This window comes from Pseudonocardia sp. T1-2H (genome assembly GCF_038039215.1).
GTDB lineage: Bacteria > Actinomycetota > Actinomycetes > Mycobacteriales > Pseudonocardiaceae > Pseudonocardia.
Genome location: NZ_JBBPCL010000001.1, coordinates 2,054,588 through 2,080,065 on the forward strand (window position 1 = coordinate 2,054,588; position 25,478 = coordinate 2,080,065).

The 25,478-nt window shown below is 72.0% G+C and carries 22 protein-coding genes and 4 pseudogenes; 21 read left to right on the plus strand and 5 right to left on the minus strand.

The genetic code is table 11. The features are described from left to right. The first annotated feature begins 109 nt into the window (after positions 1–109). From WBK50_RS10275 to WBK50_RS10290, 4 genes and pseudogenes are all read left to right on the plus strand, one after another. Complete coding sequence (locus WBK50_RS10275) at positions 110–1,606, plus strand: PucR family transcriptional regulator (RefSeq protein ID WP_341335373.1); 1,497 nt, start codon at positions 110–112, stop codon at positions 1,604–1,606. Positions 1,607–2,095: 489 nt separating this feature from the next. After that, positions 2,096–3,432: pseudogene (gene gdhA, locus WBK50_RS10280) on the plus strand (NADP-specific glutamate dehydrogenase). A 253-nt stretch (positions 3,433–3,685) separates the two neighbouring features. Beyond that, complete coding sequence (locus WBK50_RS10285) at positions 3,686–5,875, plus strand: carbon starvation CstA family protein (protein WP_445942240.1); 2,190 nt, start codon at positions 3,686–3,688, stop codon at positions 5,873–5,875. After that, entirely contained in the window at positions 5,872–6,060 is a 189-nt protein-coding gene (locus tag WBK50_RS10290; protein WP_341335374.1) for a YbdD/YjiX family protein, read from the plus strand. The genes WBK50_RS10285 and WBK50_RS10290 overlap by 4 nt, the downstream gene beginning before the upstream one ends. Before the next feature lie 79 nt (positions 6,061–6,139). Here WBK50_RS10290 and WBK50_RS10295 read toward each other — a convergent pair whose 3' ends face one another. The 3 genes from WBK50_RS10295 to WBK50_RS10305 form a co-directional block, all read right to left on the minus strand. Next, positions 6,140–6,784, minus strand: a complete 645-nt coding sequence (locus WBK50_RS10295; protein ID WP_341335375.1) for a formate/nitrite transporter family protein — start codon at positions 6,782–6,784, stop codon at positions 6,140–6,142. Further along, complete coding sequence (locus WBK50_RS10300; protein WP_341335376.1) at positions 6,745–6,978, minus strand: formate/nitrite transporter family protein; 234 nt, start codon at positions 6,976–6,978, stop codon at positions 6,745–6,747. The genes WBK50_RS10295 and WBK50_RS10300 overlap by 40 nt, the downstream gene beginning before the upstream one ends. 260 nt (positions 6,979–7,238) lie before the next feature. Further along, positions 7,239–8,702 (minus strand): aldehyde dehydrogenase family protein, encoded by a 1,464-nt coding sequence (locus WBK50_RS10305; RefSeq protein WP_341335377.1) that lies wholly within the window; start codon positions 8,700–8,702, stop codon positions 7,239–7,241. 272 nt (positions 8,703–8,974) lie between these two features. On the opposite strand from WBK50_RS10305, the gene mdlC reads away from it, so the two are divergent. The 15 genes and pseudogenes from mdlC (at position 8,975) to WBK50_RS10380 (ending at position 21,514) form a co-directional block, all read left to right on the plus strand. Then, positions 8,975–10,576, plus strand: a complete 1,602-nt coding sequence (mdlC, locus tag WBK50_RS10310; RefSeq protein WP_341335378.1) for a benzoylformate decarboxylase — start codon at positions 8,975–8,977, stop codon at positions 10,574–10,576. Between the two features lie 189 nt (positions 10,577–10,765). Next, entirely contained in the window at positions 10,766–12,127 is a 1,362-nt protein-coding gene (locus WBK50_RS10315) for an MFS transporter (RefSeq protein ID WP_341335379.1), read from the plus strand. 201 nt (positions 12,128–12,328) lie between these two features. Next, positions 12,329–13,258 (plus strand): annotated as a pseudogene (locus tag WBK50_RS10320) (GAF domain-containing protein); the annotation flags it as partial. A gap of 283 nt (positions 13,259–13,541) precedes the next feature. Then, complete coding sequence (locus WBK50_RS10325; RefSeq protein ID WP_341339354.1) at positions 13,542–13,838, plus strand: sensor histidine kinase; 297 nt, start codon at positions 13,542–13,544, stop codon at positions 13,836–13,838. Between the two features lie 44 nt (positions 13,839–13,882). Next, positions 13,883–14,515: pseudogene (locus tag WBK50_RS10330) on the plus strand (response regulator transcription factor); the annotation flags it as partial. A gap of 175 nt (positions 14,516–14,690) precedes the next feature. Further along, positions 14,691–15,686 carry a PDR/VanB family oxidoreductase gene (locus tag WBK50_RS10335; protein WP_341335380.1) on the plus strand — a complete coding sequence of 332 codons (996 nt, stop codon included), beginning with the start codon at positions 14,691–14,693 and terminating at the stop codon, positions 15,684–15,686. Between the two features lie 31 nt (positions 15,687–15,717). Continuing rightward, a pseudogene (locus WBK50_RS10340) lies at positions 15,718–16,110 on the plus strand (PIG-L deacetylase family protein); the annotation flags it as partial. A gap of 336 nt (positions 16,111–16,446) precedes the next feature. Beyond that, positions 16,447–17,163 carry a 4-carboxy-4-hydroxy-2-oxoadipate aldolase/oxaloacetate decarboxylase gene (locus WBK50_RS10345; protein ID WP_341339355.1) on the plus strand — a complete coding sequence of 239 codons (717 nt, stop codon included), beginning with the start codon at positions 16,447–16,449 and terminating at the stop codon, positions 17,161–17,163. A gap of 29 nt (positions 17,164–17,192) precedes the next feature. Beyond that, entirely contained in the window at positions 17,193–18,260 is a 1,068-nt protein-coding gene (locus WBK50_RS10350) for an aromatic ring-hydroxylating dioxygenase subunit alpha (protein ID WP_341335381.1), read from the plus strand. Beyond that, on the plus strand, positions 18,257–18,961 hold the full coding sequence (locus WBK50_RS10355) for an alpha/beta fold hydrolase (protein ID WP_341335382.1): 705 nt from the start codon (positions 18,257–18,259) through the stop codon (positions 18,959–18,961). The genes WBK50_RS10350 and WBK50_RS10355 overlap by 4 nt, the downstream gene beginning before the upstream one ends. 27 nt (positions 18,962–18,988) lie before the next feature. Further along, complete coding sequence (locus WBK50_RS10360; protein ID WP_341335383.1) at positions 18,989–19,267, plus strand: muconolactone Delta-isomerase family protein; 279 nt, start codon at positions 18,989–18,991, stop codon at positions 19,265–19,267. Then, positions 19,264–19,467, plus strand: a complete 204-nt coding sequence (locus WBK50_RS10365) for a hypothetical protein (RefSeq protein WP_341335384.1) — start codon at positions 19,264–19,266, stop codon at positions 19,465–19,467. Before WBK50_RS10360 ends, WBK50_RS10365 begins: the two co-directional genes overlap by 4 nt. Next, positions 19,457–19,816 (plus strand): protocatechuate 4,5-dioxygenase subunit alpha, encoded by a 360-nt coding sequence (gene ligA, locus WBK50_RS10370; protein ID WP_341335385.1) that lies wholly within the window; start codon positions 19,457–19,459, stop codon positions 19,814–19,816. Before WBK50_RS10365 ends, ligA begins: the two co-directional genes overlap by 11 nt. Then, positions 19,809–20,666, plus strand: coding sequence for a class III extradiol dioxygenase subunit beta (locus tag WBK50_RS10375; protein ID WP_341335386.1), 858 nt, complete (start codon positions 19,809–19,811; stop codon positions 20,664–20,666). The genes ligA and WBK50_RS10375 overlap by 8 nt, the downstream gene beginning before the upstream one ends. Positions 20,667–20,941: 275 nt before the next feature. After that, entirely contained in the window at positions 20,942–21,514 is a 573-nt protein-coding gene (locus WBK50_RS10380) for an NADPH-dependent FMN reductase (protein ID WP_341335387.1), read from the plus strand. A gap of 64 nt (positions 21,515–21,578) precedes the next feature. On the opposite strand, the gene WBK50_RS10385 is transcribed toward WBK50_RS10380, so the two are convergent. Next, positions 21,579–22,199: a TetR family transcriptional regulator gene (locus tag WBK50_RS10385; RefSeq protein WP_341335388.1), complete on the minus strand. Its 621-nt coding sequence runs from the start codon at positions 22,197–22,199 to the stop codon at positions 21,579–21,581. 88 nt (positions 22,200–22,287) lie between these two features. Here WBK50_RS10385 and WBK50_RS10390 point away from each other — a divergent pair, with 88 nt between their 5' ends. Then, positions 22,288–24,336 (plus strand): fatty acid desaturase, encoded by a 2,049-nt coding sequence (locus tag WBK50_RS10390; protein ID WP_341335389.1) that lies wholly within the window; start codon positions 22,288–22,290, stop codon positions 24,334–24,336. Between the two features lie 148 nt (positions 24,337–24,484). Continuing rightward, positions 24,485–24,685, plus strand: coding sequence for a hypothetical protein (locus tag WBK50_RS10395; protein WP_341335390.1), 201 nt, complete (start codon positions 24,485–24,487; stop codon positions 24,683–24,685). A 46-nt stretch (positions 24,686–24,731) separates the two neighbouring features. Here WBK50_RS10395 and WBK50_RS10400 read toward each other — a convergent pair whose 3' ends face one another. Further along, positions 24,732–25,304: a hypothetical protein gene (locus WBK50_RS10400; protein WP_341335391.1), complete on the minus strand. Its 573-nt coding sequence runs from the start codon at positions 25,302–25,304 to the stop codon at positions 24,732–24,734. Positions 25,305–25,478: the final 174 nt, after the last annotated feature.

Sequence of the window (25,478 nt, forward strand, 5' to 3'; positions counted from 1 at the left end):
CTCCTCGGCCGCAAGTATGTGTCGTCGTACCCGCATCGGTCTTTGGCGTACTGCCACTCAACCCGAAGGTTCTTGTGCAGGCTGCACAAGGCCTTGATACTCCAGCACTGTGAATTCGCTGCAAGCGCTCCTCGATGCGCCGGCGGTCCGTCCGTTGCTGCGGTCGATCGCCGGACCCGACCCCGACGCCCCGGTGCGCCGGATCGCCCTCGTCGAGGACCTCGCCCGGATCGAGGACCTGGACGAGGCGACCGTCGCGGTCCTGACCCACGCGGCGTCGGTGGACGCCGCGAGCTACCGCCTCGACGTCGCGCTCCGGACGGCGGGGTCGCGCCGCGTGAGCGCCGTGGTCCTCACCGACGGCCGCGACGACATCGCTCCCACGGCGGCCGCCCTGGCCGGTCGCGTCTCGGTCGCCGTGCTGCGAACGCCCGGGGACTGCGACCTCTCGACGCTGCTGCTGACCCTGCACCGCGAGCTCGCGGGCGGTCCCGACGTCGCGCTCGGGCGCATCCGGGCCGCACTGCACGCCCTCGAGGGCGCCGGTGCGGCCACCGCCGCGCCGGAGACGCTCCTCCGCGCCGCGTCGGAGGCGCTCGGCGCGCCCGTCGAGCTGCGGGAGCCCGGGCCCGGTGACGCCGCAGCGCCGGTCGTGGTCCGCGAGGAGGTCGAGGGGGCGGTCTGCACGCCGCGGGGCGACGGCCATACCGAGGCGGCCGCCGAGGTCGTCGTGCACCTGGCCGCCGCTGCGGTGTCACGGGCCCGCGGGGCCGCCCGGCAGGCCGAGGACGCTCCGATCCGGTCACGCGGTGAGCTGATCGCGGAGTTCCTGCTCGCCCGGCCGGACCACGGCAACCGGTTGCTGGAGCGGATGCGGGCGGCCGGCCTGACCGTCGACGGCTGGCACACCGCGATCCTGCTGGACGTCGAGAACCTCCCGGCGCTCGCGGCCGAGGACGAGCTGGCCTCGCTCCGGATCGCCGACCGGGTCGCGACGCTCGGTCTGGAGGCGGCACGCGCCGCCGGGGGCGTCTGGCACCGGGCGCGCGTCGGCTCCGGCCTGCTCCTGATCCGCATGGAGCGCCACGACCCCGGGAGCGCCACCGGGCGCGACGCCGGCCGTGCCGCCCGGCAGATCATCCGGCGCATCCTGTCGCGGGTCCCGGAGATCCTGCTCGTCTGCGGCGTGGGGAGCACGTACGTCGGAGCGACCGGGCTGCGGACGACGATGGCCGAGGCGCGGGCCGCCCTCGCCGCCGGGCACGCCGGCCGTCGGCTCAACGCGGCGACCAGCTTCGACGAGGTGGGGCTCAAGCGGACGCTCATCGAGTGGTTCGCCTCCGACACCGCGCGCGAGGCCGTCGACTCACTGCTGCGACCGCTGGACGATCTCGGTCCGCAGAAGAGGGACACCGCCCTGCAGACCCTGCGCAGCTACCTGGACAACCAGGGGTCGACGAGCCGGGCGGCAGGAGAGCTCCACCTGCACCGCAACGCGATCGCCTACCGGGTGCGGCGCATCTTCGATCTGCTGGACGTGGACCCGCAGGACCCGGACACGGTCCTGATGCTGCAGCTGGCCTGCCGCGCGCGGTCCATGGGCTGAGAGCTCGGCCGGGGCCGCCGGTCGGCTGCGGCGCCTCGGCCCGTCCAGCTGGAGAACCGCAGACGGCCGGGGCCAGCCGCGTCGGGCACCGCCGCGCCGAGGAGCGGCAGGAATGCCGGACCACAGCTGCGCCTTCACCTCGACGAGATGCTGGACGCCGTCGACGTGGATGCCGACCGGTTCACCCAGCTCTTCGCCGACCGCATCACCGGCGGGCGCTGAGCGCACGCCGTCGACGCGGGCGCCGGGGCACCTCCGACCGGTCGCGCCGAGGGCGACGGCCCCCGTGGAGGTGCCGACCCACCCCGATGTCCGCCAGGAACCGACGATGCCCTGCGTGAAGGGTTCGGCGGACCAGGATCGTGGTGGGCACGGGGCTCCTCGGGCCTTCATCGCCCTGGTCGGGCTGCCCGACGGGCCTCCGCCGGCCGCTCAGGAGGCAACATGGATGATGAGGCGAAATCAACCGCTGAAGGAGAGACCTTTTCGATGCACGCTGATCTCGAGCCCATCTACGCGCGGGTGTTGTCCCGCAACCCGGGCGAGGTGGAGTTCCACCAGGCGGTACGCGAGGTCTTGCAGAGCATCGGGCCGGCGGTCACCAAGCACCCTGAGTACGCCGAAGCAAAGATCATCGAGCGGATCTGCGAGCCGGAGCGCCAGATCATCTTCAGGGTGCCCTGGGAGGACGACCAGGGAGCCATCCACATCAACCGCGGATTCCGCGTCGAGTTCAACAGCGCGCTGGGGCCGTACAAGGGCGGGCTGCGCTTCCACCCCTCGGTGCTGCTCGGGACGGTGAAGTTCCTCGGCTTCGAGCAGGTGTTCAAGAACGCGATCACCGGGCTGCCGATCGGCGGCGGCAAGGGCGGGTCCGACTTCGACCCGAAGGGCCGTTCGGACCGTGAGGTGATGCGCTTCTGCCAGAGCTTCATGACCGAGCTGTACCGCCACATCGGCGAGTACACCGACGTCCCCGCCGGCGACATCGGCGTCGGCGGCCGCGAGATCGGGTACCTGTTCGGCCAGTACAAGCGCATCACCAACCGCTACGAGTCGGCCGTGCTCACCGGCAAGGGCCTCAGCTACGGCGGAGCGCAGGTGCGGCGCGAGGCCACCGGGTACGGCTGCACGTTCTTCGTCGAGGAGATGCTTCGCGCCCGGGGGACTCGTTCGAGGGCAAGGACGTCGTCGTCTCCGGCTCCGGCAACGTCGCGATCTACACCATCGAGAAGGTGCACCAGCTCGGAGGCCGCGTGGTGGCCTGCTCGGACTCCTCCGGGTTCGTCCACGATCCCAAGGGCATCGACCTCGAACTCCTCAAGGAGGTCAAGGAGGTGCGCCGCGAGCGGATCAGCGCCTACGCCGAGCGCCAGGCGAACGCGGAGTTCGTCGTCGGGCGCTCGGTGTGGGAGGTGCCCTGCCAGGTGGCGATGCCCTCGGCGACGCAGAACGAGCTCGACGAGGCGGACGCGGTCGCGCTCGTGCGCAACGGGTGCACGACCGTCGGCGAGGGCGCCAACATGCCGACGACCCCGGCTGCCGTCCGCGTGTTCCAGGAGGCGGGTGTCGCCTTCGGGCCCGGCAAGGCGGCCAACGCCGGCGGGGTCGCGGCCTCGGCGCTGGAGATGCAGCAGAACGCCTCTCGCGACTCGTGGTCGTTCGAGCACTCCGAGGAGCGGCTGCGCGACATCATGATCGGCATTCACGCCCGCTGCCACGAGACCGCCGAGGAGTACGGCATGCCCGGCGACTACGTGGCCGGCGCCAACATCGCCGGATACGCCCGGGTGGCAGAGGCGATGCTGGCACTCGGCCTGGTCTAGGCCGTTCAGGGCCCGATGAGATCGCCCACGCAGACCGAAGGCCTCTGAACAGCAGGTTCAGGGGCCTTCGGTCTCGGCCAGGGCCCGAGGACGGGTCTGGACGGCCGGATCACTGGCACTGACCCGAAGCACCTGCGAGGATCGGCGCATTCGGCCGAGGCCTGGACAGCCCGGCGTCGGAGGACGCCGCCGGGCTCCGGGAACCGGCCGCGATGAGCCCGTGTCGAGGTTGACCGCGCGTAGGAGGTAGGTCATGGCCGTCTCGGACATGTCGTCCCGGAATCCGGAGCCGCCGACCACCGACCGGCGGCGCATCACGCCCAAACAGATCGCCGTCTGGACCGTTGTCTCGCTCGTCGCGGCGGTCGGATGGGGTGTGTTGGCGCTGTCCCGGGGTGAGCGGATCTCGGCGATCTGGTTGCTGGCAGCCGCCCTCGGTTCCTATGCGATCGGCTACCGGTTCTACGCCCGCTTCATCACCAGGCGGGTGCTGAAGGTGGATGACACCCGGGCGACGCCGGCCGAACGGCTCGACAACGGCGTCGACTTCACCCCCACCGACCGGCGCGTTCTCTACGGCCATCACTTCGCCGCCATCGCCGGCGCGGGACCGCTCGTCGGACCTGTGCTCGCGGCTCAGATGGGCTACCTGCCCGGGACGATCTGGATCGTCGTCGGCGCGATCTTCGCCGGTGCCGTACAGGACATGGTCACGCTCTTCTTCTCGATGCGCCGCAACGGCAAGAGCCTGGGCCAGATGGCCCGCGAGGAGATCGGCGTCGTCGGCGGGGTGGCGGCGCTCGTCGGGGTCTTCAGCATCATGATCATTCTTCTTGCGGTGCTCGCCCTGGTCGTGGTCAACGCCCTCGCCGACTCGCCCTGGGGCACCTTCTCGATCGCGATGACGATCCCCATCGCCCTGTTCATGGGCTTCTATCTGCGGACGCTGCGGCCCGGCAGGGTGATCGAGACGACGGTCATCGGTGTGGCGCTGCTGCTCCTCGCGATCATCGGCGGCGGGTACGTCGCGGAATCCGCGTGGAGTGACGCCTTCACGCTGAGCCCCCAGACACTCGTCTTCTGCCTCGTGATCTACGGGTTCCTCGCCTCCGTGCTCCCCGTGTGGATGCTGCTGGCACCGCGGGACTACCTGTCCACCTTCATGAAGGTCGGCGTGATCGTGTTGCTCGCGGTCGCCGTGCTGGTGACCGCTCCGGTCCTGCAGGCGGCGCCGATCACCGACTTCGCCCTGAACGGACGCGGTCCGGTGTTCGCCGGCTCGCTGTTCCCCTTCCTGTTCATCACGATCGCCTGCGGCGCCTTGTCCGGGTTCCACTCCCTGATCTGCTCCGGCACGACACCGAAGATGATCCAGAAGGAGAGCCAGGTCCGGTTCATCGGCTACGGCGGGATGCTGATGGAGTCCTTCGTCGCCGTCATGGCCCTGATCGCCGCCTGCATCATCGACCCCGGCCTGTACTTCGCGATCAACGCACCCGCCGGGCTGCTCGGCGGCACCGTCCAGTCCGCCTCGCAGGCGGTGGCCAACCTCGGCTTCACCATCACCCCGGAGCAGCTGACGGCGGCCGCGGCGGCGGTGCAGGAGCCCACCCTGGTCGGGCGTACCGGCGGCGCGCCGACGCTCGCGGTCGGCATGTCGCAGATCTTCTCCGAGATCTTCGGCGGTGAGGCGCTGCGCGCGTTCTGGTACCACTTCGCGATCATGTTCGAAGCGCTGTTCATCCTCACCACGATCGACGCCGGCACCCGGGTGGGGCGCTTCATGTTGCAGGACACCCTCGGCAACGTCTACAAGCCGATGCGCGACGTGAGCTGGAAGCCGGGGGTGTGGGCCACCAGCGCCGTGGTCGTCGGGGCGTGGGGCTACTTCCTCTATACCGGGGTCACCAACCCGCTCGGTGGTATCAACCAGCTGTTCCCGCTGTTCGGGATCGCGAACCAGCTGCTCGCGGCCATCGCGCTGGCCGTGTGCACGACGTTGCTGATCAAGGCCGGAAAGGTGAAGTACGCCTGGGTGACCGGTATCCCGCTCCTCTGGGACGCGACGGTCACGTTGACCGCGAGCTGGCAGAAGGTGTTCTCGGGCTCGCCGACCCTGGGCTTCTTCGCCCAGCGGGCCCGGTACCAGGAGGCTCTCGACGCCGGCAAGGTGCTGGCTCCGGCCAAGAGCCTGGAGGACATGCGGGCTGTCGTGACGAACTCGACGGTCGACGGCGTTCTGGCCGCGTTCTTCGCGCTCCTCGTCGTGATCGTCCTCGTCGACGCGGCGCGGGTGTCGGTTCGGGCCCTGCGCTCCCCGGAGCCGCTGCCCACCACGGAGGTGCCCCACACCGAGTCGCTGATCACCGCCCCGAGTGGCCTGCGCGGCGGCGGGGGAGAGGATCGGCGGGAGCCCGTCGAGACCGGGAGGCGATCGCGGTGAACGTGAGACGAGCGGTCGAGGGCATCCGCTGGTATCTCCGGGAGGTGTCCGGCGAGGCCGACTACGACCGGTACGTCGCGCACGCGCGGCGGCACCATCCCGACGCCCCGGTCCTGGCCCGCCGCGACTTCGAACGGCGCAGGATGGACGAGCGGGAGGCGAACCCGAGGGCCCGCTGCTGCTGACACGGGCGGACCCGTCAACGAGGGCGTGGTCGGCGCCGAGGGCTCCGGTCGGCGACGCTCGCCGTGCGCCGACCTCTCCTCATCGCCGCTCCTCCGAAGGCCCGTCCGCGGGATCGCGGCGCAGGAACAGGTACCAGTACGAGGTCGCGACGAACACGACGGCGCCGACGAGGTTGCCCAGGAACGCCAGCGCCCAGTTGCGCAGGGTGTCGTCCCACCCCAGGCCCGGGACCCCGGCGAAGATGGCGGCGGGCAGGAAGAACATGTTGGCCACGACGTGGTCGAAGCCCATGGCCACGAAGGCCATGACGGGGAAGAAGATCCCGAGGATCTTGCCGGACACCGCCTCCGAGGCCAGCGCCAGCCACACCCCGAGGCACACCAGCCAGTTGCAGCCCACTCCGCGCAGGAAGATCTGCCAGGCGCTCTCGTGCAGGCCCTTGGCGTCGGCGATGCCCGCCAGTCGCTCGTAGGTGAGCGCCGCGGGGGTCCCTGCCGGACTGCTGACACTTCCGATCACCCCGGTCTTGATCGCGAGGAAGTACGCGACGAACAGCGCACCCAGCACGTTCCCGACCAGGACGAGGGTGAGGTTGCGCCCGACCTCCCCGAGGGTGAGCCGGCCCTGCATCGCCCCCATGGGCACGAGCATCATGTTCCCGGTGGCCAGCTGGGAGCCCGCGATCACCACCAGCACCAGCCCGAGCGTGAACGCCGCCCCCATGAACAGGGTCGGGAGCGTCCCCAGGTCTTGGGATCCAGCCCCGACGAGACCGTGATGGCGACCATCCCGCCGAACGCGATGTAGGCCCCGGCCAGGAACGACCCGAGGAGGACCTTGTCCCATCGCAGATGTGCCTTCTTGACGCCGCTCTCGACCGCGGCCTCGGCGATCTCGGGCGGCTCCTTGGCGATCATTGGTGAGTACCTCCTCGGTGGGTCCGCACGCCGGTCGGCGGCCCGGGAGGAATCGCCCCTCAGCTCCCTGCCAAACCCGCTTCGGGGACCGCGGGTCGGCCTCCGTAGCGGTGGCGTCGGGGCTGGTCCTCGTGATCGCGGGCCCTGCGCTGTCGCGACAGGAACGGGTCCTGACACTCCTGCCGCTGCCGCGCGACGCGCTCCGGGCGGCTACCGAGGGCGCGTCGAGCCCGCGGTACGACGCGGCGGTGCGGTGAGGGTCAGGCGGGGAAGCCCACCGCGTGGGTGTCCATGAACTCGCGAACGCCCTCGATGCCCATTTCGCGACCCATGCCGCTGTGGTCGAAGCCGCCGAACGGGGCCCGCTCGTCGAGGTGCGCGGCACCGTGGGCGTTGACGAAGGTGTAGCCGGTCCGCAGCCGTGCGGCCAGGACGGCAGCCCGGTCGAGATCCTGCGTCCACACTGAGGAGCACAGCCCCGACCAGGTGTCGTTGGCGCGCGCGACGGCGTCGTCCTCGTCGTCGAAGGGCAGGATCGGCAGGGTCGGCCCGAACTGCTCCTCGACCACGACTCGGGCGTCGTCGGCCGGGTCGAGCACCAGGGACGGCCGGAGGAAGTTGCCGCGAGAGAGGTCGGCGCCCTCGGCGGCCTCCCCGAACTCGCGGACCTCGGCACCGGACTCGCGCGCCTGCGCGGTGAGCTCCTGCACGTACTCCCGCTGCCGCCGGCTGTGCAGCGGGCCCATGGTCACGCCCTCGTCCAGGCCGTGGCCCAGCCGGGCCGCGGCGAGGATCCCGGAGAGGCCCTCGACCACCTCGTCGTAGCGCGTGCGGTGCACGTAGAGGCGCTTGGTCGCCATACAGATCTGACCGGTGGAGTCGAAGGTCCCGGTGAACAGGCGCTGCAGCGCCTCGGGGCCGAGGTCGGCGTCGGCCAGCACGATCGCCGGGTCGTTGCCGCCCAGCTCCAGCGCCACCCGGGTCAGCGACTCGGCGGCCATGGCCATGATCCGCTTGCCCCCGCCGACGCTGCCGGTGAAGCAGACCTTCTTGACCCGGTCGTCCTGGATCAGCGCCGCACCGATCTCCGCGTCGGCACCGGTGACGACGTTGAGCACGCCCGGGGGCAGCGCACGGGCCACGAGTGCCACCGTGCGGACGGTGGCCAGCGGGGCGGTGGGCGGCGGCTTCACCACGACGGTGTTGCCGGCCAGCAGCGCCTGCGGCAGCGAGGCGGCGAGGATCGCCAGCGGCCAGTTGAACGGCACGATGATCGTCACGACGCCGAGGGGCAGGTGGGAGATCTCGGTCCGGTAGGGCGGTGCCGGCAGGTGCGTCACGTGCCCGAGCTCGTCGGCCAGGCCGGCGGCCAGGGCGAAGCGGTGCGCGAACACGAGGGAGTCGACGAAGGATTCCATCCGGATCTTGCCGTTCTCCCGGGTGAGCACCTCCGCCGTCGCCGGGCGGTCGGCCTCCAGGGGGGCGAGCGCCGCGGTCAGCAGTGCGGCCCGCTCCTGCGGGGTGCGGGCGGCCCACGCCGGGAACGCCCGGTGCGCCGCGGCCACGGCGGACTCGGCCTGCTTGGCGGTCGCGGCCGCGGCATAGCCGACCACGGAGACCCCGTCGGCCGGGTCGATCACCTGCAGCGCGTCGTCGGCGCTGCGGACCTCACCGTCGACGAAGAGGTCGGTCCTGATCTCGGGCAGCTGGTCTGAAGACACCATCGTCCGTTCCTCGGGGGTCGTCGCGGGGGCCGCGGAACCTGTTGCACAAGGAGTGCCCGGTGACGGTAGGTCGGATGCCGCCTCGGCTCGCGGGGCATCGGACCCGGTGCACCCGGTGTGATCCGGAGGGCTGGACCGCGACATCTGACGTAGTTCTCCCCGATCGTCCTCCTGCCCCCTCCGGACGGCGTGTCCGGGCGGCTAGCGTCCCCCGTCGCCCGGGCCGGGATCCGCCCCGCCGCCGGGTTCGAGGACGTCCGCAGGAGACCGCCGTGCCCACTGTTCGCGAGACCACCTACGACCTGCTCCGCGCCTGGGGCCTCACCACCGTCTTCGGCAACCCCGGCTCGAACGAGCTGCCGTTCCTCGACGGATTTCCCGCGGACTTCCGGTACGTCCTCGGGCTGCACGAGGGCGCGGTCCTGGCGATGGCCGACGGCTACGCGCAGGCGACCGGCCGCCCTGCGCTGGTCAACCTGCACTCGGCGGCCGGGTTGGGCAACGCGATGGGCAACCTCGCCAACGCCCGCGCCTCGCACACGCCGCTGGTGGTGACCGCCGGGCAGCAGGCCCGCGCGATGATCGGGCTGGGGTCCGTCCTGGCCGAGCCGGCGATGACCCGGCTGCCCGAGCCGCAGGTGAGGTGGGCGTTCGAGCCGGCCCGGGCCCAGGACGTGCCGCGGGCGCTGTCGGAGGCCTTTCACCTGGCGACACTGCCGCCGGCAGGCCCGGTGTTCGTGTCCCTGCCGCTGGACGACTGGGCGAAGGACGTGGACGCCGACGAGGTGGCGCACCTGGCCGGGCGGCGGGTGCGCGCCGCCGGCGCGGCCACCGCGGATCTCGTCGCCGAGCTCGCCGGCCGGTTGCAGGGCGCCTCCTCCCCGGCGCTGGTGGTGGGACCCGAGGCCGATGACGAGTGCGCTTTCGCCCTCGTCGTCGAGCTGGCCGAGCGGCTGCAGGCCCCGGTGTGGACCGCGCCCACCCCACCGCGATGCCCGTTCCCCACCCGGCACCCGCTGTGGCAGGGCGTGCTGCCGCCGAGCATCGCCGGCGTCAGCGAGCACCTGGCCGGTCACGACCTCGTGCTCGTCCTCGGCGCCCCGGTCTTCCGCTACCACGCCTACCGCCCGGGCCCCTGGCTGCCGGCCGGGACCGAGCTGGTCGCCGTCGGCGCCGACCCGCAGGCAGCGGCGCGCGCGGCCTTCGGGGACGCCGTGGTCGCGGACGTCGCGGCCGTCGTCGGCCAGCTGCTCGACGCGCTCCCCGCTGCTTCCTCCCGCGCGGCCGTCCCGTCCCGGGAACGCCCGGCCGTGCCCGCGCCGGGGGCAGCGCCCTTCCCCGCCGACGCGGTGTTCGCGGAGATGGCCCGCGTGCTGCCGCCGGAGGTCCGCCTGGTCAACGAGTCGACGTCGAACACGACGCAGTTCTGGGCGCACCTGGACCTCGACCGGCCGCGCAGCCTGTTCTTCCCGGCCGCCGGTGGGCTGGGCTTCGGGCTGCCCGCGGCGGTCGGCGTGGCGCTGGCCGACCCGCACCGGCCCGTCGTCGCCGTCCTGGGCGACGGCGCGCTGCAGTACGGCGTGGCCGGCCTGTGGACGGCCGTGCAGCTCGGCCTGCCCGTCACGTTCGTCGTACTGCGCAACGGCGGCTACGGCGCGCTGCGCAGCTTCGTCGCACAGTTGGGGGTGGCCGACGCACCCGGGCTGGATCTGCCCGGCCTCGACGCGGTGCAGATCGCGGCCGGCTACGGCCTGCCCGCGGAGCGGATCACCGACGCGGAGCAGCTGACGGCGGCGCTCGCGTGCACGTCGTCGCAGCGGGGGCCCCGGCTGCTCGAGGTGCCGATCACGGCGGAGACCCGTTCGCTGGGCTGAGCGGAGGAGGCTCGCCGCCGGGACGGGACACATGACGTAGTCCGGGCGCGACCGAAGACCGACCCGAGGCGGGTCCGCACGCTCAGGACTTCGCGGCGCCGACCGGCTTGCATTCCTACAGGCGTGCGACCCCCCACCGGTGCGGTCGCACGCAGCTCCGCCCCCCGGCGTCCAGAGGAGTACGCAACCGTGGCCACACCCAGCTCCACCCGCGCCCCGTCCAAGAAGGGCATCTTCGCGGCCAGCTTCATCGGCACGTCGATCGAGTGGTACGACTACTACATCTTCGGCACCGCCGCGGCGCTCGTGTTCGGAAGCCTCTTCTACCCCGAGTTCTCCAGCACGGCCGGCACCCTCGCCGCGTTCGGGACCTTCGCCGTCGGCTTCATCGCCCGCCCGCTCGGGGCCGCGGTCATCGGCCACTACGGGGACCGGGTCGGCCGCAAGTCGATGCTCGTCCTGACCCTGCTGCTGACCGGGGGCTCGACGTTTCTCATCGGCGTCCTGCCCACCTACGCCGCCATCGGCATCGGTGCGCCGCTGCTGCTGGTCGCGCTGCGGCTGATCCAGGGCTTCGGGGTCGGCGGCGAGTGGGGTGGCGCGATCCTGATCGCCACCGAGCACGCTTCCCCGCGGCGCCGCGCGGTCTACGGGAGCTTCGCCCAGTTCGGCGTGCCGGTCGGCGTCCTCACCTCGAACCTGGCCTTCCTCGCCGTCTCGGGCATGTCCAACCAGGACTTCCTGACCTACGGCTGGCGGATCCCCTTCCTGATCAGCCTGGCCCTGGTGATCGTGGGCTTCCTGGTCCGCAGCCGGCTGCAGGACGCGCCGGAGTTCCAGCAGGTGAAGCAGGACGACACGGTCAGCAAGGTTCCGGTCGCCGAGCTGTTCCGCCGCCAGCCGCGCAACCTCGTGCTCGCCAGCCTGGCGTCGATCGCCCCACCCGCGGTCGGCTACACGGTCATCGTCTACATGCTCACCTACGGCACCGCGGTGGTGGGCTTCGACCGGACGACGCTGCTCACGCTCATCCTCGCCTCGACGCTGGTCTGGATCGGCACCATCGTCGTGTCGGCGCTGGCCGCCGACCGCTTCGGCTCGAAGAAGGTCTACGCGCTGGGCGCCCTGACCGCCGTGGTCTGGCCGATCCCGATGTTCGCGCTGGTCAACACCGGGAACACCGGACTGGCGCTGCTCGCGTTCGTCGTGGCCGCGCTCGTCCAGGGCGTCATGGCCGGCGCCCAGGGCGGCCTGTTCACGGAGATCTTCGACGTCCGGTTCCGCTACAGCGGGATCTCCATCTCCTACCAGGTGGGCGGCATGATCGGTGGGGCCGTGACGCCGATCGCCGCGACCGCACTGTTCGGCACCTACGGTTCCTCGACGCCGATCGCGGTCTACGTGATGGTGCTGTCGCTGGTCAGCTTCGTGGCCGTCCTCGGCCTCCGCAGCGGATCCGTGCCGTCCGCCTCCGCGACCGAGCAGACGAACCGGCCCGGTGTGGAGGCGGTGCCGACGTCCACGTCGACCACGGCCGCGCCGGTGGACTGACCCGCGGCTGGAGCGCTCGATGCCTCGGCTCCGGACTGCCCCGGGAGGCAGGGTCCGAGCCCTCAGTACCGTCTCCGCGGAGGCCGAGGCCCGCGAGTACGGGCCGGCCGAGGTGGGGAGAGGAGTTGCAGGGACGTGGGAACCACTGCCCGTGCCTCCGGGCGGCCGGAGGTGATCGAGGCTCCCGTGCTCCAGGCTCTGGTGGACGTGTCCGCCGACGGGCTGGCCGTCCTGGATCCGCAGGGCCGCTTCACAATGGTCAACGCCGCGGCCGCGCAGATCCTCGGCCTTCCGGCCGGTGAGCTCGTCGGGTGTGCGGCCCCCTTCGACACTGCCGACGCGGGCCCCGCCCCGGCCCGTCAGGACCGCCGTCGCTGCACGACGTGGCCGGCCCCCGGCGGGCGTCGGCGGGACCTCGAGTACTGCCTCGCGCCGATGGCCGGCGGCGGGCACGTGGTCTGGTTCAGCGACGTGACCGACGCCCTGCGACAGCAGGAACGGCTGACGGCGATCGCCCGGGCGGCCTCCAGCGTCGCCGACGTGGGCTCGCTGCGCGCCACCCTGGACGCGGTGGCGCACGAGGTCGCGATGACGGCGAACATCGCCGCCGTGCAGATTCTGGCCATCGACGACCCGCGGGAGGAACTGCGGGTGCTGGGCATGGCCGGGTTCGGCGACGCCGCCGAGTTCACTGAGCGGCTGAGTGCCTGCCGGCGGCTCGGCGCGCAGGTCCGCTTCATGGACGCCTTCGAGGGTGAGGAGCCGGTCGTCGTCCTGCACCGGAAGCCCGTGATCATGGCGGACGCGACGTGGGCCCCGCTGCACGCGATCATGGGGTACCCGGACTGGGACGGCTTCGCGTCCATGCCCCTGGTGGTGCGCGGTCGTGTCCTCGGCGTGATCAACGCCTACTACGTCCCCGGCGAGGATCCAGGTCCCAACTCGCTCGCCTTCCTCGAGGCGATGGCCGACCACGCCGCGGTCGCGATCGACACCGCCACGCTGCTCGCCCAGAGCCGGTCGCAGGCCCAGCTCGACGAGCGCCGTCGCCTGGCCCGGGACCTGCACGACTCGGTGGTGCAGCAGCTGTTCTCCATGCGCATGCAGGCGACCGCGCTGCGCGCGCAGCTCGACCGCGCGGACGCAGATCCGGCCCGGGTGCGCAGCGGCGCCGAGGAGCTCGCGGAGCTTCTCCCGGAGCGCGCTGGCCGACCTCCGCGGGCTCGTCTTCGAGCTCCGTCCCCTGGACCTGGCCGAGCGGGGCCTGGTCGACGCCGTCCGCGCCCACGCCGCGAGCCTGGAGGCGCGGACCGGACTGGTCGTCGACGTCCAGGCACCCCCCGGCCTGGAGCCGGCCTCCGGGATCGACGTCCAGGAGGACCTGTACCGCATCGTCCAGGAGGCGCTGCACAACGTGGTCAAGCACGCCCGGGCCACCGCGGTGGACATCCGGTTCACCCCGGCGGAGGACGGCGGCGGTCTCGTCGTCGAGGTGGCCGACGACGGCAGCGGCCCCGGCGCGGCGCCAGGGAGCTCCGCCGGCGGTGGCCCACCCCAGGAGACGCTCGGGCTGGTGTCCATGCGCGAACGCACCCAGCGCTGGGGCGGCCGGCTGGTCGTCGGCCCGCGCCCGTCGGGCGGCTGGACGGTCCGGGTCACGCTGCCGGCCGCCGGAACGCCGGTGCCCCCGGATCGAAAGGCACGCCGATGACCGAGGACCCGACTCCGGACGAGGTCATCCGGGTCATGCTCGTGGACGACCACGCGATCGTCCGCCGTGGCCTGCAGGCCTACGTCGACACCGTCGCCACACTGCGCGTGGTGGGGGAGGCGGCCGACGGTCAGCAGGCCGTCGACCGGCTGCAGCAGTGGCAGACCCTCGGCGAGCCCCTGCCCGACGTGGTCCTGATGGATCTGCAGATGCCCCGCATGGGCGGCGTGGAGGCCACCGAGATCATCGCCCGGGCCCATCCCGAGGTGAAGGTCGTCGTGCTCACCAGCTTCGGCGAGGTGGAACGCGTCCACGCCGCCCTCGCCGCCGGCGCGGCCGGCTACCTGCTCAAGGACGCCGAGCCCGAAGAGGTCGCCGTCGCCGTCCGGGCCGCCGCCGCCGGCGAGGTGCACCTGGACTCGGCCGTTGCCCGCCAGCTCACCCGCCGCATGGCCGCCCCCCGGGTCGGGCTGACCTCCCTGACCGCGCGGGAGCGGGAGATCCTGACCCTGGTCGCCCAGGGGCACTCAAACCGGGACATCGCGGACCGCCTGGTGATCAGCGAGCGCACGGCGCGGACGCACGTCAGCAACGTGCTGACCAAGCTGCAGCTCTCCTCCCGCACCCAGGCCGCCCTGCTGGCCATCCGCGAGGGGCTCATCCTCCCGCCCGGCTGACCTGCTGCGGGAGCGGCGGACGCGACGGATGACGTAGTCAGGACCCGTCGCATCGGTCGGCCGTGAGCTGACATCGGGCCGATTCCCCGGGGCCCGGGTCTTCCTAGGTTTGTCGGCAGAGCGCGGTCGCCCGGCCGCGACGACCCGGCGACGACGCTAGGAGGTCAGGGCCGCTGTGACCACGTCCATCGTCCTCGACACACCCGCCCCCACGACCCGCACCACGTCGGACTTCGAGGCGGACGTCGTCGTCACGGCCCGGCGCGAGGAGGCCGAGGGCGTCGTCGGCGTGACGCTCGCCCTGCCCTCCGGTGAACAGCTGCCCTCGTGGACGCCCGGTGCGCACCTCGACGTCGAGCTGCCCGGCGGTCTGACCCGTCAGTACTCGCTGTGCGGGGACCCGGCCGACGGCGTGGCCTGGCGCATCGGCGTCCTGCGGGAGGCCGACGGACGCGGTGGGTCCCGCTGGATCGCGGACGAGCTCGCCGAGGGCGCGATCCTGCACGTCCGCGGTCCGCGCAACAACTTCCCGCTGCAGCCCGCCGCCCGGTACGTGTTCGTCGCCGGCGGGATCGGCATCACCCCGCTGCTGCCGATGATCCGGGCCGTCGCCGCGGCGGGCGGCGACTGGGTCCTGCACTACGGCGGCCGCACGCGCGCGTCGATGGCCTTCCTCGGCGAGCTCGCCGCGTACGGGGACCGGGTCCGCGTGCACCCCCAGGACGAGGCCGGCCTGCTCGACCTCGACGCAGTGCTGGGCGCCCCCGCCGCGGACACGCTGGTCTACTGCTGCGGCCCCACCAGCCTGATCGAGGCCCTCGAGGCCCGCTGCCGCGAGTGGCCCGCCGGGGCGTTGCACGTCGAGCGGTTCACCGCCGCCCCGACCGTGACCGACGGCGCCGACACCACGTTCGACGTCGTCTGCGAGCGCTCCGGCCTCACCGTCACGGTCCCCCCGGAGCTGACCGTCCTCGAGGCGGTGGGGAACGCCGGGATCGACGTCCTCTCCTCCTGCGAGGAGGGCATCTGCGGCACCTGCGAGACGCCGGTGCTCGCCGGCGAGCCCGACCACCGCGACTCCCTCCTCTCCGAGGAGGAGAAGGCCGCGGGCGACACGATGATGATCTGTGTCTCCCGCTGCCGCGGCGCCCGCCTGGTCCTCGACCTCTGACCCCCTGAACCCCCGGAGAGCTGCGACAACCATGCCCGACAACACGACCCCGTCCGTGCTGGTGATCAGCGCGCACGCCGCCGACTTCGTCTGGCGCGCCGGCGGCGCCATCGCCCTGTCCGCGCAGGGCGGCTCCGCCGTGCACGTGGTGTGCCTCAGCTTCGGGGAACGCGGCGAGTCGCAGGGCCTGTGGAAGCAGGAGGGGATGACCCTGGAGCGGGTCAAGCAGACCCGCCGCGAGCAGGCCTCCGCCGCCGCCGAGGTGCTCGGCGCGAGCATCGAGTTCCTCGACCTCGGCGACTACCCGCTGCGGGTGGACGACGCGGCCCAGGACCGGATCGTCTCGATCATGCGGGAGCGGCGGCCCGACGTGCTGCTCACCCACGTGGCGAACGACCCGTACAACCGCGACCACAACCTGGCGCACGAGACCACACTGCTGACCCGGATGGTCGCCCAGGCGAACGGGCACGACCGCTCCACGACGCCGCTCGGCGCGGCCCAGGTGCTGCAGTTCGAGCCGCACCAGCCCGAGGTCTGCGGCTTCGCGCCGGACCTGCTGCTCGACGTCACCCCCGTCTTCGACGTCAAGGTCAAGGCGATGCAGGCGATGAGCGGCGCGCAGGGCCACCTGGTGCAGTACTACACCGACCTCGGCGTCCGCCGCGGCGTCCAGGCCGTGCGCAACGGTGCCCCGAAGACCGTCAGCCACGCCGAGGCCTACCAGCGGACCTTCCCGACGGTGGGGGAGGAGCTCCCGATGACCCGGCACGTGATCGTGCGGAGCGACCGGCGCCCGGACGCCGAGGCGGTCGAGGTCCTCGGCCGCGTCGGCGTCGCCACCGCCCACGAGGCGATGGGCCGCCGCGGCCTCACCCACCCGGTGCTGCGGCCGATCTACCCGGGCGCGCGGATCGCCGGCCGGGCCGTCACCGTGCTCAGCCAGCCCGGCGACAACCTGATGATCCACGCCTGCATCGAGCAGTGCGGTCCGGGCGACGTCCTGGTCGTCACCACGACCTCGCCGTCGACCGACGGGATGTTCGGCGAGCTCTTCGCCACCCAGCTGGCCGCCCGCGGCGTGCTCGGGCTGGTCATCGACGCCGGCGTGCGCGACGTCGCCGACCTGACCGCGCTGGGCTTCCCGGCCTGGTCCCGCGCGGTCTCCGCGCAGGGCACGGTCAAGGCGACCCCGGGTTCGGTCAACGTGCCGGTCGTCGTCGCCGGCGCCTGCGTGCGCCCGGGCGACGTGGTCGTCGCCGACGACGACGGCGTGCTGATCGTCCCCCGCGAGGAGGCGCCCGCGGTGGCCGCGGCGTCGGTGGCCCGCGAGGCCAACGAGCAGGAGAAGCGGGAGAAGTTCCAGGCCGGCGTGCTCGGCCTGGACGTCTACGGCATGCGCGCGACCCTCGAGCGCCTCGGCGTCACCTACGTCGACGAACCGGCCGACGACGCCGTCCCCGCTCCCTCCGCCTGAACCCCTTCCCTTCCTCCCAGGAGATCTGCGTGGCTACGAACCCCATCGTCAAGAACGGCTGGTACATGGGCGCCTGGTCCGACGAGGTCGGCCGGACCCTGCTGCAACGGTGGATCCTGGGCCGGCCGGTCTGCTTCTATCGGCGCCTCGACGGCAGCGTCACCGCGATCGAGGACCGCTGCCCGCACCGCAAGTACCCGCTCTCGCTGGGCCGCCTCGACGGCGACGTCATCGAGTGCAACTACCACGGGTACCGGATCGACGCCGGTGGTCTCTGCGTCGGCGTGGCGGAGCAGCCGGACACCCCCAAGGCGTCGGTCCACCGCTTCCCGCTGGTCGAGCGCGACGGCGTGGTGTGGATCTGGACCGGCGACGTCGAGCTCGCCGACCCCGCGCTGATCCCCGACACGGGATGGCTGGGCGACCCTGGCTGGACACACGTGAAGGGCCTGGTGCCGCTCAAGTCCCGGCAGGTGCTCCTGGTGGAGAACCTCCTCGACCTGACCCACGAGACGTTCCTGCACCCCAGCAGCATCGGCAACGCCTCCGTCGCGGCCACCCCGATCGACGTGACCAGTGAGGGCGACCGGGTCTCCTTCGTCCGGCACATGGTCGGCATCGAGGCGCCGCCGTTCTACGAGAAGTCGATGGGGCTCACCTCGCCCATCGACCGGTGGCAGGACGGCGACTTCTACGCCCCGGGCGTCTTCATCCTCAACATCCGGCTCGCCCCGACCGGCACCGAGGAGCCCGAGGGCTTCCACATGAAGGTGATGTACGGGATGACCCCGGCGACGGAGACCGAGACCCACGACTTCTTCGCCCTCGCCCGCGACTACCGGATCGACGACGCCGACCTGTCGGCGTTCCAGCTCGAACAGCAGCTGGCGGTGATGCAGGAGGACGTCGACGCCCTGGAGATCCAGGAGGTCATGGTGGCCAGCGAGCCGGCCGGCGTTCGGGAGTCCAGCATCCGGTCCGACGTCGCGGGCATCCGCGGCCGGCGGCTGCTCGAGAAGATGGCCGCCACGGAGGCCGCCGTGGCCGATCAGGCCCCGGCGCCCCGGCGCTCGCGCGCGGCGGTGGCGGGGGCATGAGCACCTTCGTCCTGGTCCACGGGGCCTGGCACGGCGGCTGGTGCTGGGACCGGGTGTCCCCACTGCTGCGCGCGGCGGGGCACGAGGTCCACACACCGACGCTGACCGGGCTGTCGGAGCGCGCCCACCTGCTCTCCCCGCAGGTGGGGCTCGACACCCACGTCGAGGACGTCGTCCGGCTGATCGACGTGCTCGGGCTGACCGACGTCGTCCTGGTCGGGCACAGCTACGCCGGCCAGATCGTGACCGCGGTCGCCGATCGGCGGCCCGCGGCGATCGCCAGGCGCGTCTACCTGGACGCCTTCGTCGGCAGCGACGGGGAGACGGCGGTCGAGCTGCAGCCCGAGACGGTGGCCCACCACTGGGCCGGGTCCGCGGCCGAGGCCGGCTTCGGCTGGCTCGTCCCGGTCCGGAAGCTGTCGGTGCTCGGCGTGACCGAGCAGACCGACGTCGACTGGCTGACCCCGAAGCTGACACCGCACCCGTGGAAGACCTACACCGACCCGCTGCGCCTCACCGGCGCCGTCGACGACGTCCCCGCCGCGTTCATCGAGTGCGTGAGCTGGATGCGGGTGTTCCAGGCCCACGCCGAGCGGGCGCGCGAGCGCGGCTGGCCGGTGCACGACCTGGACACCGGGCACGAGGCGATGGTCACGGCGCCCAAGGCGCTGGCCGACGTCCTGCTCGATCTGGCCCACTGACCCCCTTCCCGACATCAGGAGTGACCCGTGGAGTTCCTCGTCCGGTCCGAGAACCGACTGCCCGCCGACACCCCGGCAGAGCGTCGGGAGGAGCTGAGGGCGGGTGAGCGCGCCCGTGCCATGGAGCTGCGCGGGGCCGGCGTGCTGAAGCGGCTCTGGCGCGTGCCCGGGCGCAACGCCACCGTCGGGCTGTACGAGGCCGCCGACCCTGCCGAGCTGCACGACGCCCTCATGTCACTGCCCATGGCGCCCTGGCTCGACGTCACAGTCGAGGCCCTGGCGACCCATCCGCAGGAGCGGCGGTGACGACGAGCGCCGGAACCGCCGATACCGGACGGGAGCTGCGCATCTCCTTCCGCCAACACGACGGCGAGATGCTCGGCCGCTGCTGGTGCGGGCGGACGTGGACCAGCGGCCACCCACGCGAGATGTGGGACTGGCTGGACGACCACGAGCACGCGCCGGCCCCGAGCGGCGACGGCAGGGGCGACCGCGATGGCGACTGAGCCCAGGTTCGACCTGCCGGGGACACCGGTCTTCGACGGGCGCAGCAGCCGGCGGGGCTTCCGCATGAACAAGCTGTTCATGAGCCTGCGGTTCGCCGAGAACCGCGAACGGTTCCTGGCCGACGAGAAGGCCTACTGCGAGGAGTTCGGTCTGGCGCCGGAGCAGCAGGAGGCGGTCCTGGCCCGCGACTGGCAGGCCATGATCGACCTCGGCGGCAGCATCTTCTACGTCTACAAGCTGGCCATGATGGACGGCCGGTCGATGCAGTACCTCGGTGGGGTCTTCACCGGGATGACCGAGGAGGAGTTCGTGGCAGTCATGCGTGCAGGCGGCCGGACCGATGGCTGAGGTGATCTGGGGTCTGGGGACCTCGCACGTCCCGTCGATCGGGGCCGCGATGGACCGGGAGAAGACCGAGGACCCGCACTGGAAGCCGCTGTTCGACGGCTACCGGCCGGCGCGCGAGTGGATGGCGCAGCACACCCCCGACGTCGCGATCGTGATCTACAACGACCACGCGAACGGCGTCGACCTCGACGTCGTGCCGACGTTCGGCCTCGGTACGGCGGACCGGTACCGGGTGGCGGACGAGGGTTTCGGCCGGCGTCCCGTGCCCGACGTCGTCGGGCATCCGGAGCTGTCGCTGCACCTGCTCGAGTCGCTCATGGACGACGGGTTCGACCTGACCGTCTTCCAGGAGCTCGAGGTCGACCACGGGCTCACCGTGCCGCTGTCGATCTACTGCCCCGAGCCGGGCGACGCCTGGCCGTGCCCGGTCGTCCCGCTGATGGTCAACGTCATCCAGTACCCGCAGCCCACCGCCGCGCGCTGCTACGCGCTGGGGCAGGCCATCGGGCGGTCGATCGCGACCTTCGACCCGGACACGAAGGTCGCAGTCTTCGGTACCGGCGGGATGTCCCACCAGCTCGCCGGTGCGCGCGCCGGCTTCATCAACCCCGACTTCGACGCCATGTTCCTCGAGGCGATCGAGACCGACCCCGAGACGCTGGCCGCGCTGTCCCGCGAGGACTACATCCGTCAGGCCGGCTCGGAGGGCATCGAGATGATCATGTGGCTCATCATGCGGGGCGCGATGAACGAGCAGATCCGACGGGTGCACTCCACCTACTTCGTCCCGGCGTCGAACACCGCCGCGGCGCTCGCGCTGTTCGACAATCGGGTACCGCGGCCGGCGTGAGGTCTGAGTCCTCCGATCGCCGGTGCGAGGTAGCCCGGATCCGACGTGCGGGCTGCTGCCCGCTCACCGGGCCGTCCGGTGCGCCGCTCCACTACTGAGCACGAGACGGCGCCGCCCGGACGGTTGTGCTCGGCGAGACCTGTCGGTCTTCGGCGTAACGTCCAGTCGCGCTGGACAATGAGCATGCTGAGCTGTCGCAGCGCCGTCGGTTGTCCAGCGCGCCGAACCCGCTGACCGACAGGCCCCGCTCGACCAGCTCGTGAGGAACGGCCAGCATGACCAGGATCGCGATCATCGTGGGCGGCACCCGCCCGGGCCGCGGGGAAGCAGTCGCCCGGTGGGTTCAGGGCATCGCCCGGCAGCGCACTGAGGCCGACTACGAGATCGTCGACATCGCCGACTACGGCCTGCCGGATCCTGACGAGCCGGCGCCACCCTCGCAGCGGGAGGACCACCGGCCACGCACCCAGGCGTGGGCGGAGAAGATCGGTTCGTTCGACGGCTACGTGTTCGTCACCCCGGAGTACAACCACCCCGTTTCCGGGGCGCTGAAGAGCGCGATCGAGGTTCCCGGCACCGAGTGGCACAACAAGGCGGCCGGATTCGTCACCTACGGCATCGGGGGCGGGTCCGGCGCCGTCGCGAACCTACGCCTGATCATGACGGAGTTGCAGATCGCCGATGTCCAGGCCCAGGTCGGCCTGTCGCTGTACACCGACTTCACCGACCTGACCGATTTCACCCCCGCCGCGCATCGCGCCGATGCGGTCGAGGGCCTGCTCCACCAGGTCGTCGGGTGGAGCACGGCGCTGGCGTCGCTGCGTTCCGCCGGCCGCGGAACCGAATGACCGAACCGCGTGGCGCGGACCCGAACCGGCGGGTCGGCGCGGCGCCGGTGTACCCGCCGAACAGCTATCCGCGGGCCCCGGCCAGGACGGCGTCGCAGATCCACCGCACCTGGCCGACCGCCTGCTCGACCGACCCGGTGGGCTGGACGAGGTGGCTCAGGGTCAGCCGCACGACGGCCTCGACGAGCGACCCGAGCGCGTCGCCGCCCGGTCCGGCACCGAGGCCGAGCGCCGGGTGCATCGCCCGGACCTGCGCCACGATGGCCGCGACGGCCCGCGCGAGCACCGGCTCGGGCCGGATGGCCACGAGCGGCAGGAGGTCGTCGGTGCTGCCGTGCGCGGTGGACACGACGGCCTTGATCAGTGGGTTGTCGGCGGCGGTCCGCAGGGTGTACTCGACCGCCGCGCCCAGGCCCGCGGAGGCGTCGTCGGGGTGCGCGGCCAGCCGCTCGGACACCCCGTCGAGGAACCGGTCCGTCTCGCGACCGATCATCGCCTCGGCGAGCACGTCCTTGGAGCCGATCTCGTTGTAGACGCTCTGCCTGCTCACGCCCACCCGCTCGGCCACCCGGGACATGGTCACGGCGTCCCAGCCGCGGTCACAGGTGATCTCCGTGGCGGCGTCGAGGAGCTGGTCGCGCAGCAGCGATCGCACCCGCGCATGAAAACCCGGTCGGGTACTCATGCGACCACTGTACAGCTGGCGCACCACCGCCTCGCCTGTTTACAGTACGGCCTCAAATGTCAAAGACGACGACAGCGAGGAGCAGCCTGTGACCACGAGCCCGATCGGCGAGCGCACCCGGCCCCCGGACGGCCCGGTGCTCAGCGAGGCCGAGGTCCGGGCCGTGCGCCGCGGGGTGCCGGACCCCGGCATCGCGCTGCCTCGCGCCGCCGCGCCGACGATCGCGCTGTTCGTCGGGTCGCTCGCCGTCTGGGTCGTCGCGACGTGGCTCGCGCTGGGCGGGCACGCGCCGTTCTGGGTGACGGTCCCGCTGCACGCGGCGGTCACGTTCACGATGTTCACAGTGCTGCACGACGCCATCCACCACGCCACCGGCCGCGCGAACTGGGTCAACGAGGTGTTCGGGCGGCTGTCGGTGCTCTTCGTGGCCTGCTACGCGAGCTTCGGCATGTTCCGGTTCATCCACATCGAGCACCACCGCAACACCAACGAGGACATCGACACCGACCCGGACGCGTGGACCACGCACGGCCCGGACTGGCAGCTGCCGCTGCGCTGGCTGAGCATCGACGGTCGCTATGCCGTGTTCTATCTGCGGCGGCTGCGGACCCGGCCGCGGGCGGAGCGCCTCGAGACCATGGCCACGGTGGGTCTCACGGCGCTGGTGTTCGGCGGCGCGATCGCCACCGGGCACGGGTGGGAGCTGGCGTTGATCTATCTGATCCCGCAGCGGATCGGGGTCGCCGTGCTGGCCTGGTGGTTCGACTGGATGCCCCACCACGGGCTGACCACCACCTCGCGGGAGAACCGGTTCGCGGCCACCCGCGTGCGGGTCGGTATGGAGTGGCTGCTGACGCCGGTCATGCTCTACCAGAACTACCACCTGGTGCATCACCTGCACCCGGCGATCCCGTTCTACCGCTACGTCAAGGCCTGGCAGCGCAACGAGGCCGCCTACCTGGACCGCGACGTCCCGATCACGACCGCGTTCGGACGCGAGCTGACCACGTCGGAGTACCGGGCGTGGCGTCGGCTCACCGACTCGTTCCACGCCGAGGACGCCGCCGGTGGCACTGCCGACTTCCAGCCGCTGACCGTGGCCGAGGTCCGGCCGCTCACCCCGGACAGCGTCTCGATCACCTTCGAGATCCCCGAGACCCTGCGCACCCGGTTCCGCTTCACCCCCGGCCAGCACCTCACGCTCCGGTCCACCGTGGACGGCACGGAGGTCCGCCGCACGTACTCGTTGTGCACCTCGGCCACGTCGGACCTGGTCCGCATCGCCGTCAAGCGCATCGAGGGCGGCGCGCTGTCCACGCACCTCACCCAGCGGCTCGCGCCGGGCGACGTGCTCGAGGTGCTGCCGCCGTCGGGCCGGTTCACCCTCGAGCCCGACGCCCGTACCGCCCGGCACCACGTCGGGATCGCGGCCGGCAGCGGGATCACGCCGATCATCTCGATGCTGTCCACCGCGCTGACGGTCAGCGAGGACAGCCGGTTCACCCTGCTCTACGGCAACCGCACGGCCGAGTCGACGATGTTCCGCGACGAGCTGGAGATGCTCGCCCGGCACTTCGAGGGCCGGCTGCGGATCGTGCACTTCCGGTCGGGCGAGGCGGGCGCCGAGCCGGGGACGGGCTTCGAGCGCGTCGTGCCGGGGCGGATCGACGCCGCCGGTCTCGCCGGGCTGCTCGGGGACGACCTCGCCCCGGCCGACGTCGACGGTTGGTTCGTCTGCGGGCCGCAGGCGCTGGTCGAGGACACCCGCGCGGTGCTCGGCCGGCACGGCGTCGCCCCGGAGGCCGTCCATGTCGAGCTGTTCCACGTCGCCCCGGCGGCGGAGGATCATGCCGCGGGGGTCGAGAGCACCGTGATCGCGACGGTCGGCGGCCGGACGTCGGCCGTGGACAGCGACGGGCGGGAGTCGGTGCTGGAGGCCGTGCTGCGGGCGGGTCTCGACGCCCCGTACGCGTGCATGGGCGGTGCCTGCGGGACCTGCCGCGCCAAGCTGGTGCGTGGCGGCGCGGAGATGGAGGTCGACTACGCGCTGAGCCCGGACGAGGTCGCCGCAGGCTACGTCCTGACCTGCCAGTCCCGCCCTACCACGGAGCGGGTCGAGCTGGACTACGACGCCTGATCATCTGAGCCGGAGCCGGAGCCGGAGCCGGAGCAGATCTGCGAGGCCGCTTCCTGGCTCCGGGCGCGTGGGGACAGCGCCGGTCCGGCGGCGTGGCCGGGCTCGGGCGGGGTACCTCCCGGCCATGGCCAAGGACTGTTGCGATCCGGTGCCCGACTCCGCAATGGCGACGGGGAACGACGACGAGCCCGGAGGAGGCCCCGAACCGCCACCTCTGGACCCCGACGAGCAGGCGCTGCTCGACACCCTGACGCACGACCGCGGCGGGCCGCCCCTCCGCGATGCCGAGGAGGACTCGCCTGCGGTGCAGCGGGCCGTCGAGGAGGATTCGGTCGTCCCGAGTGATTGACGGCAAGCGGCGGCGGGCTTCAGATCCTCGGATCTGAAACCTGTCGTCACCCCTTCAGTCGGGCTATCGCGTCGACCAGTTCCGCAGGCCTCCTCGAGCCGATGAACAGTTTCTCGCCACCTTTGAGTCGGAGTTCCACCCCGCGTGCGGTGACCGGCCCGCTGGGCCGCATGACGTACAGGTATCGGCTGTCCTTGCCGGCACTCAGGCCCCAGAAGTGCCATCCCCAGTATTCAGTACTGGCCAAGGAATTGTGGGTTCGCGCCTGCCAGTGGTCGATGTCGCCGAGCGCTACGTCCTTGTGCGTCATTCGGGACGGCATCATGCTCCACCTGAGCGGATACAGCCTGACGCGGAGACCGCTCGAATCGACGACGACGACGAGATTCATCAGGAAGTGGAGTGCGACCAGCGGAAGGTGGAGTACGAAGAGTAGGGCGACGACCAGGCCTACCGGCGCGGGTGAGGGGCCCGCGAGCCAGAGCGGCACAAGGGCGCCGCCGAGCGCCGCCGCGACGAGCAGCGGGACCGCCTTGATCCACCAAGGGAATCGCTGTTCTTCCCTGTAGTAGGGGCGTTCTGCCCCTTCTCTCCCGCTCGATGCATCGGTGCTCGTCATGTCCGTCTCCGGTGATGAGTGTGGTGACCTCCTCGGGACGACGAGCGTGCGACGACGCCGTCGAATCGGTGCCGCAGGCCGGTGTCCAGAGCCTCGAGACGAAAGGATGGGACCGGCGACGACGGCGAACAATGGGACAAGCACCCGAACGGTCAGGGGTGCCTTCCCCGGAAT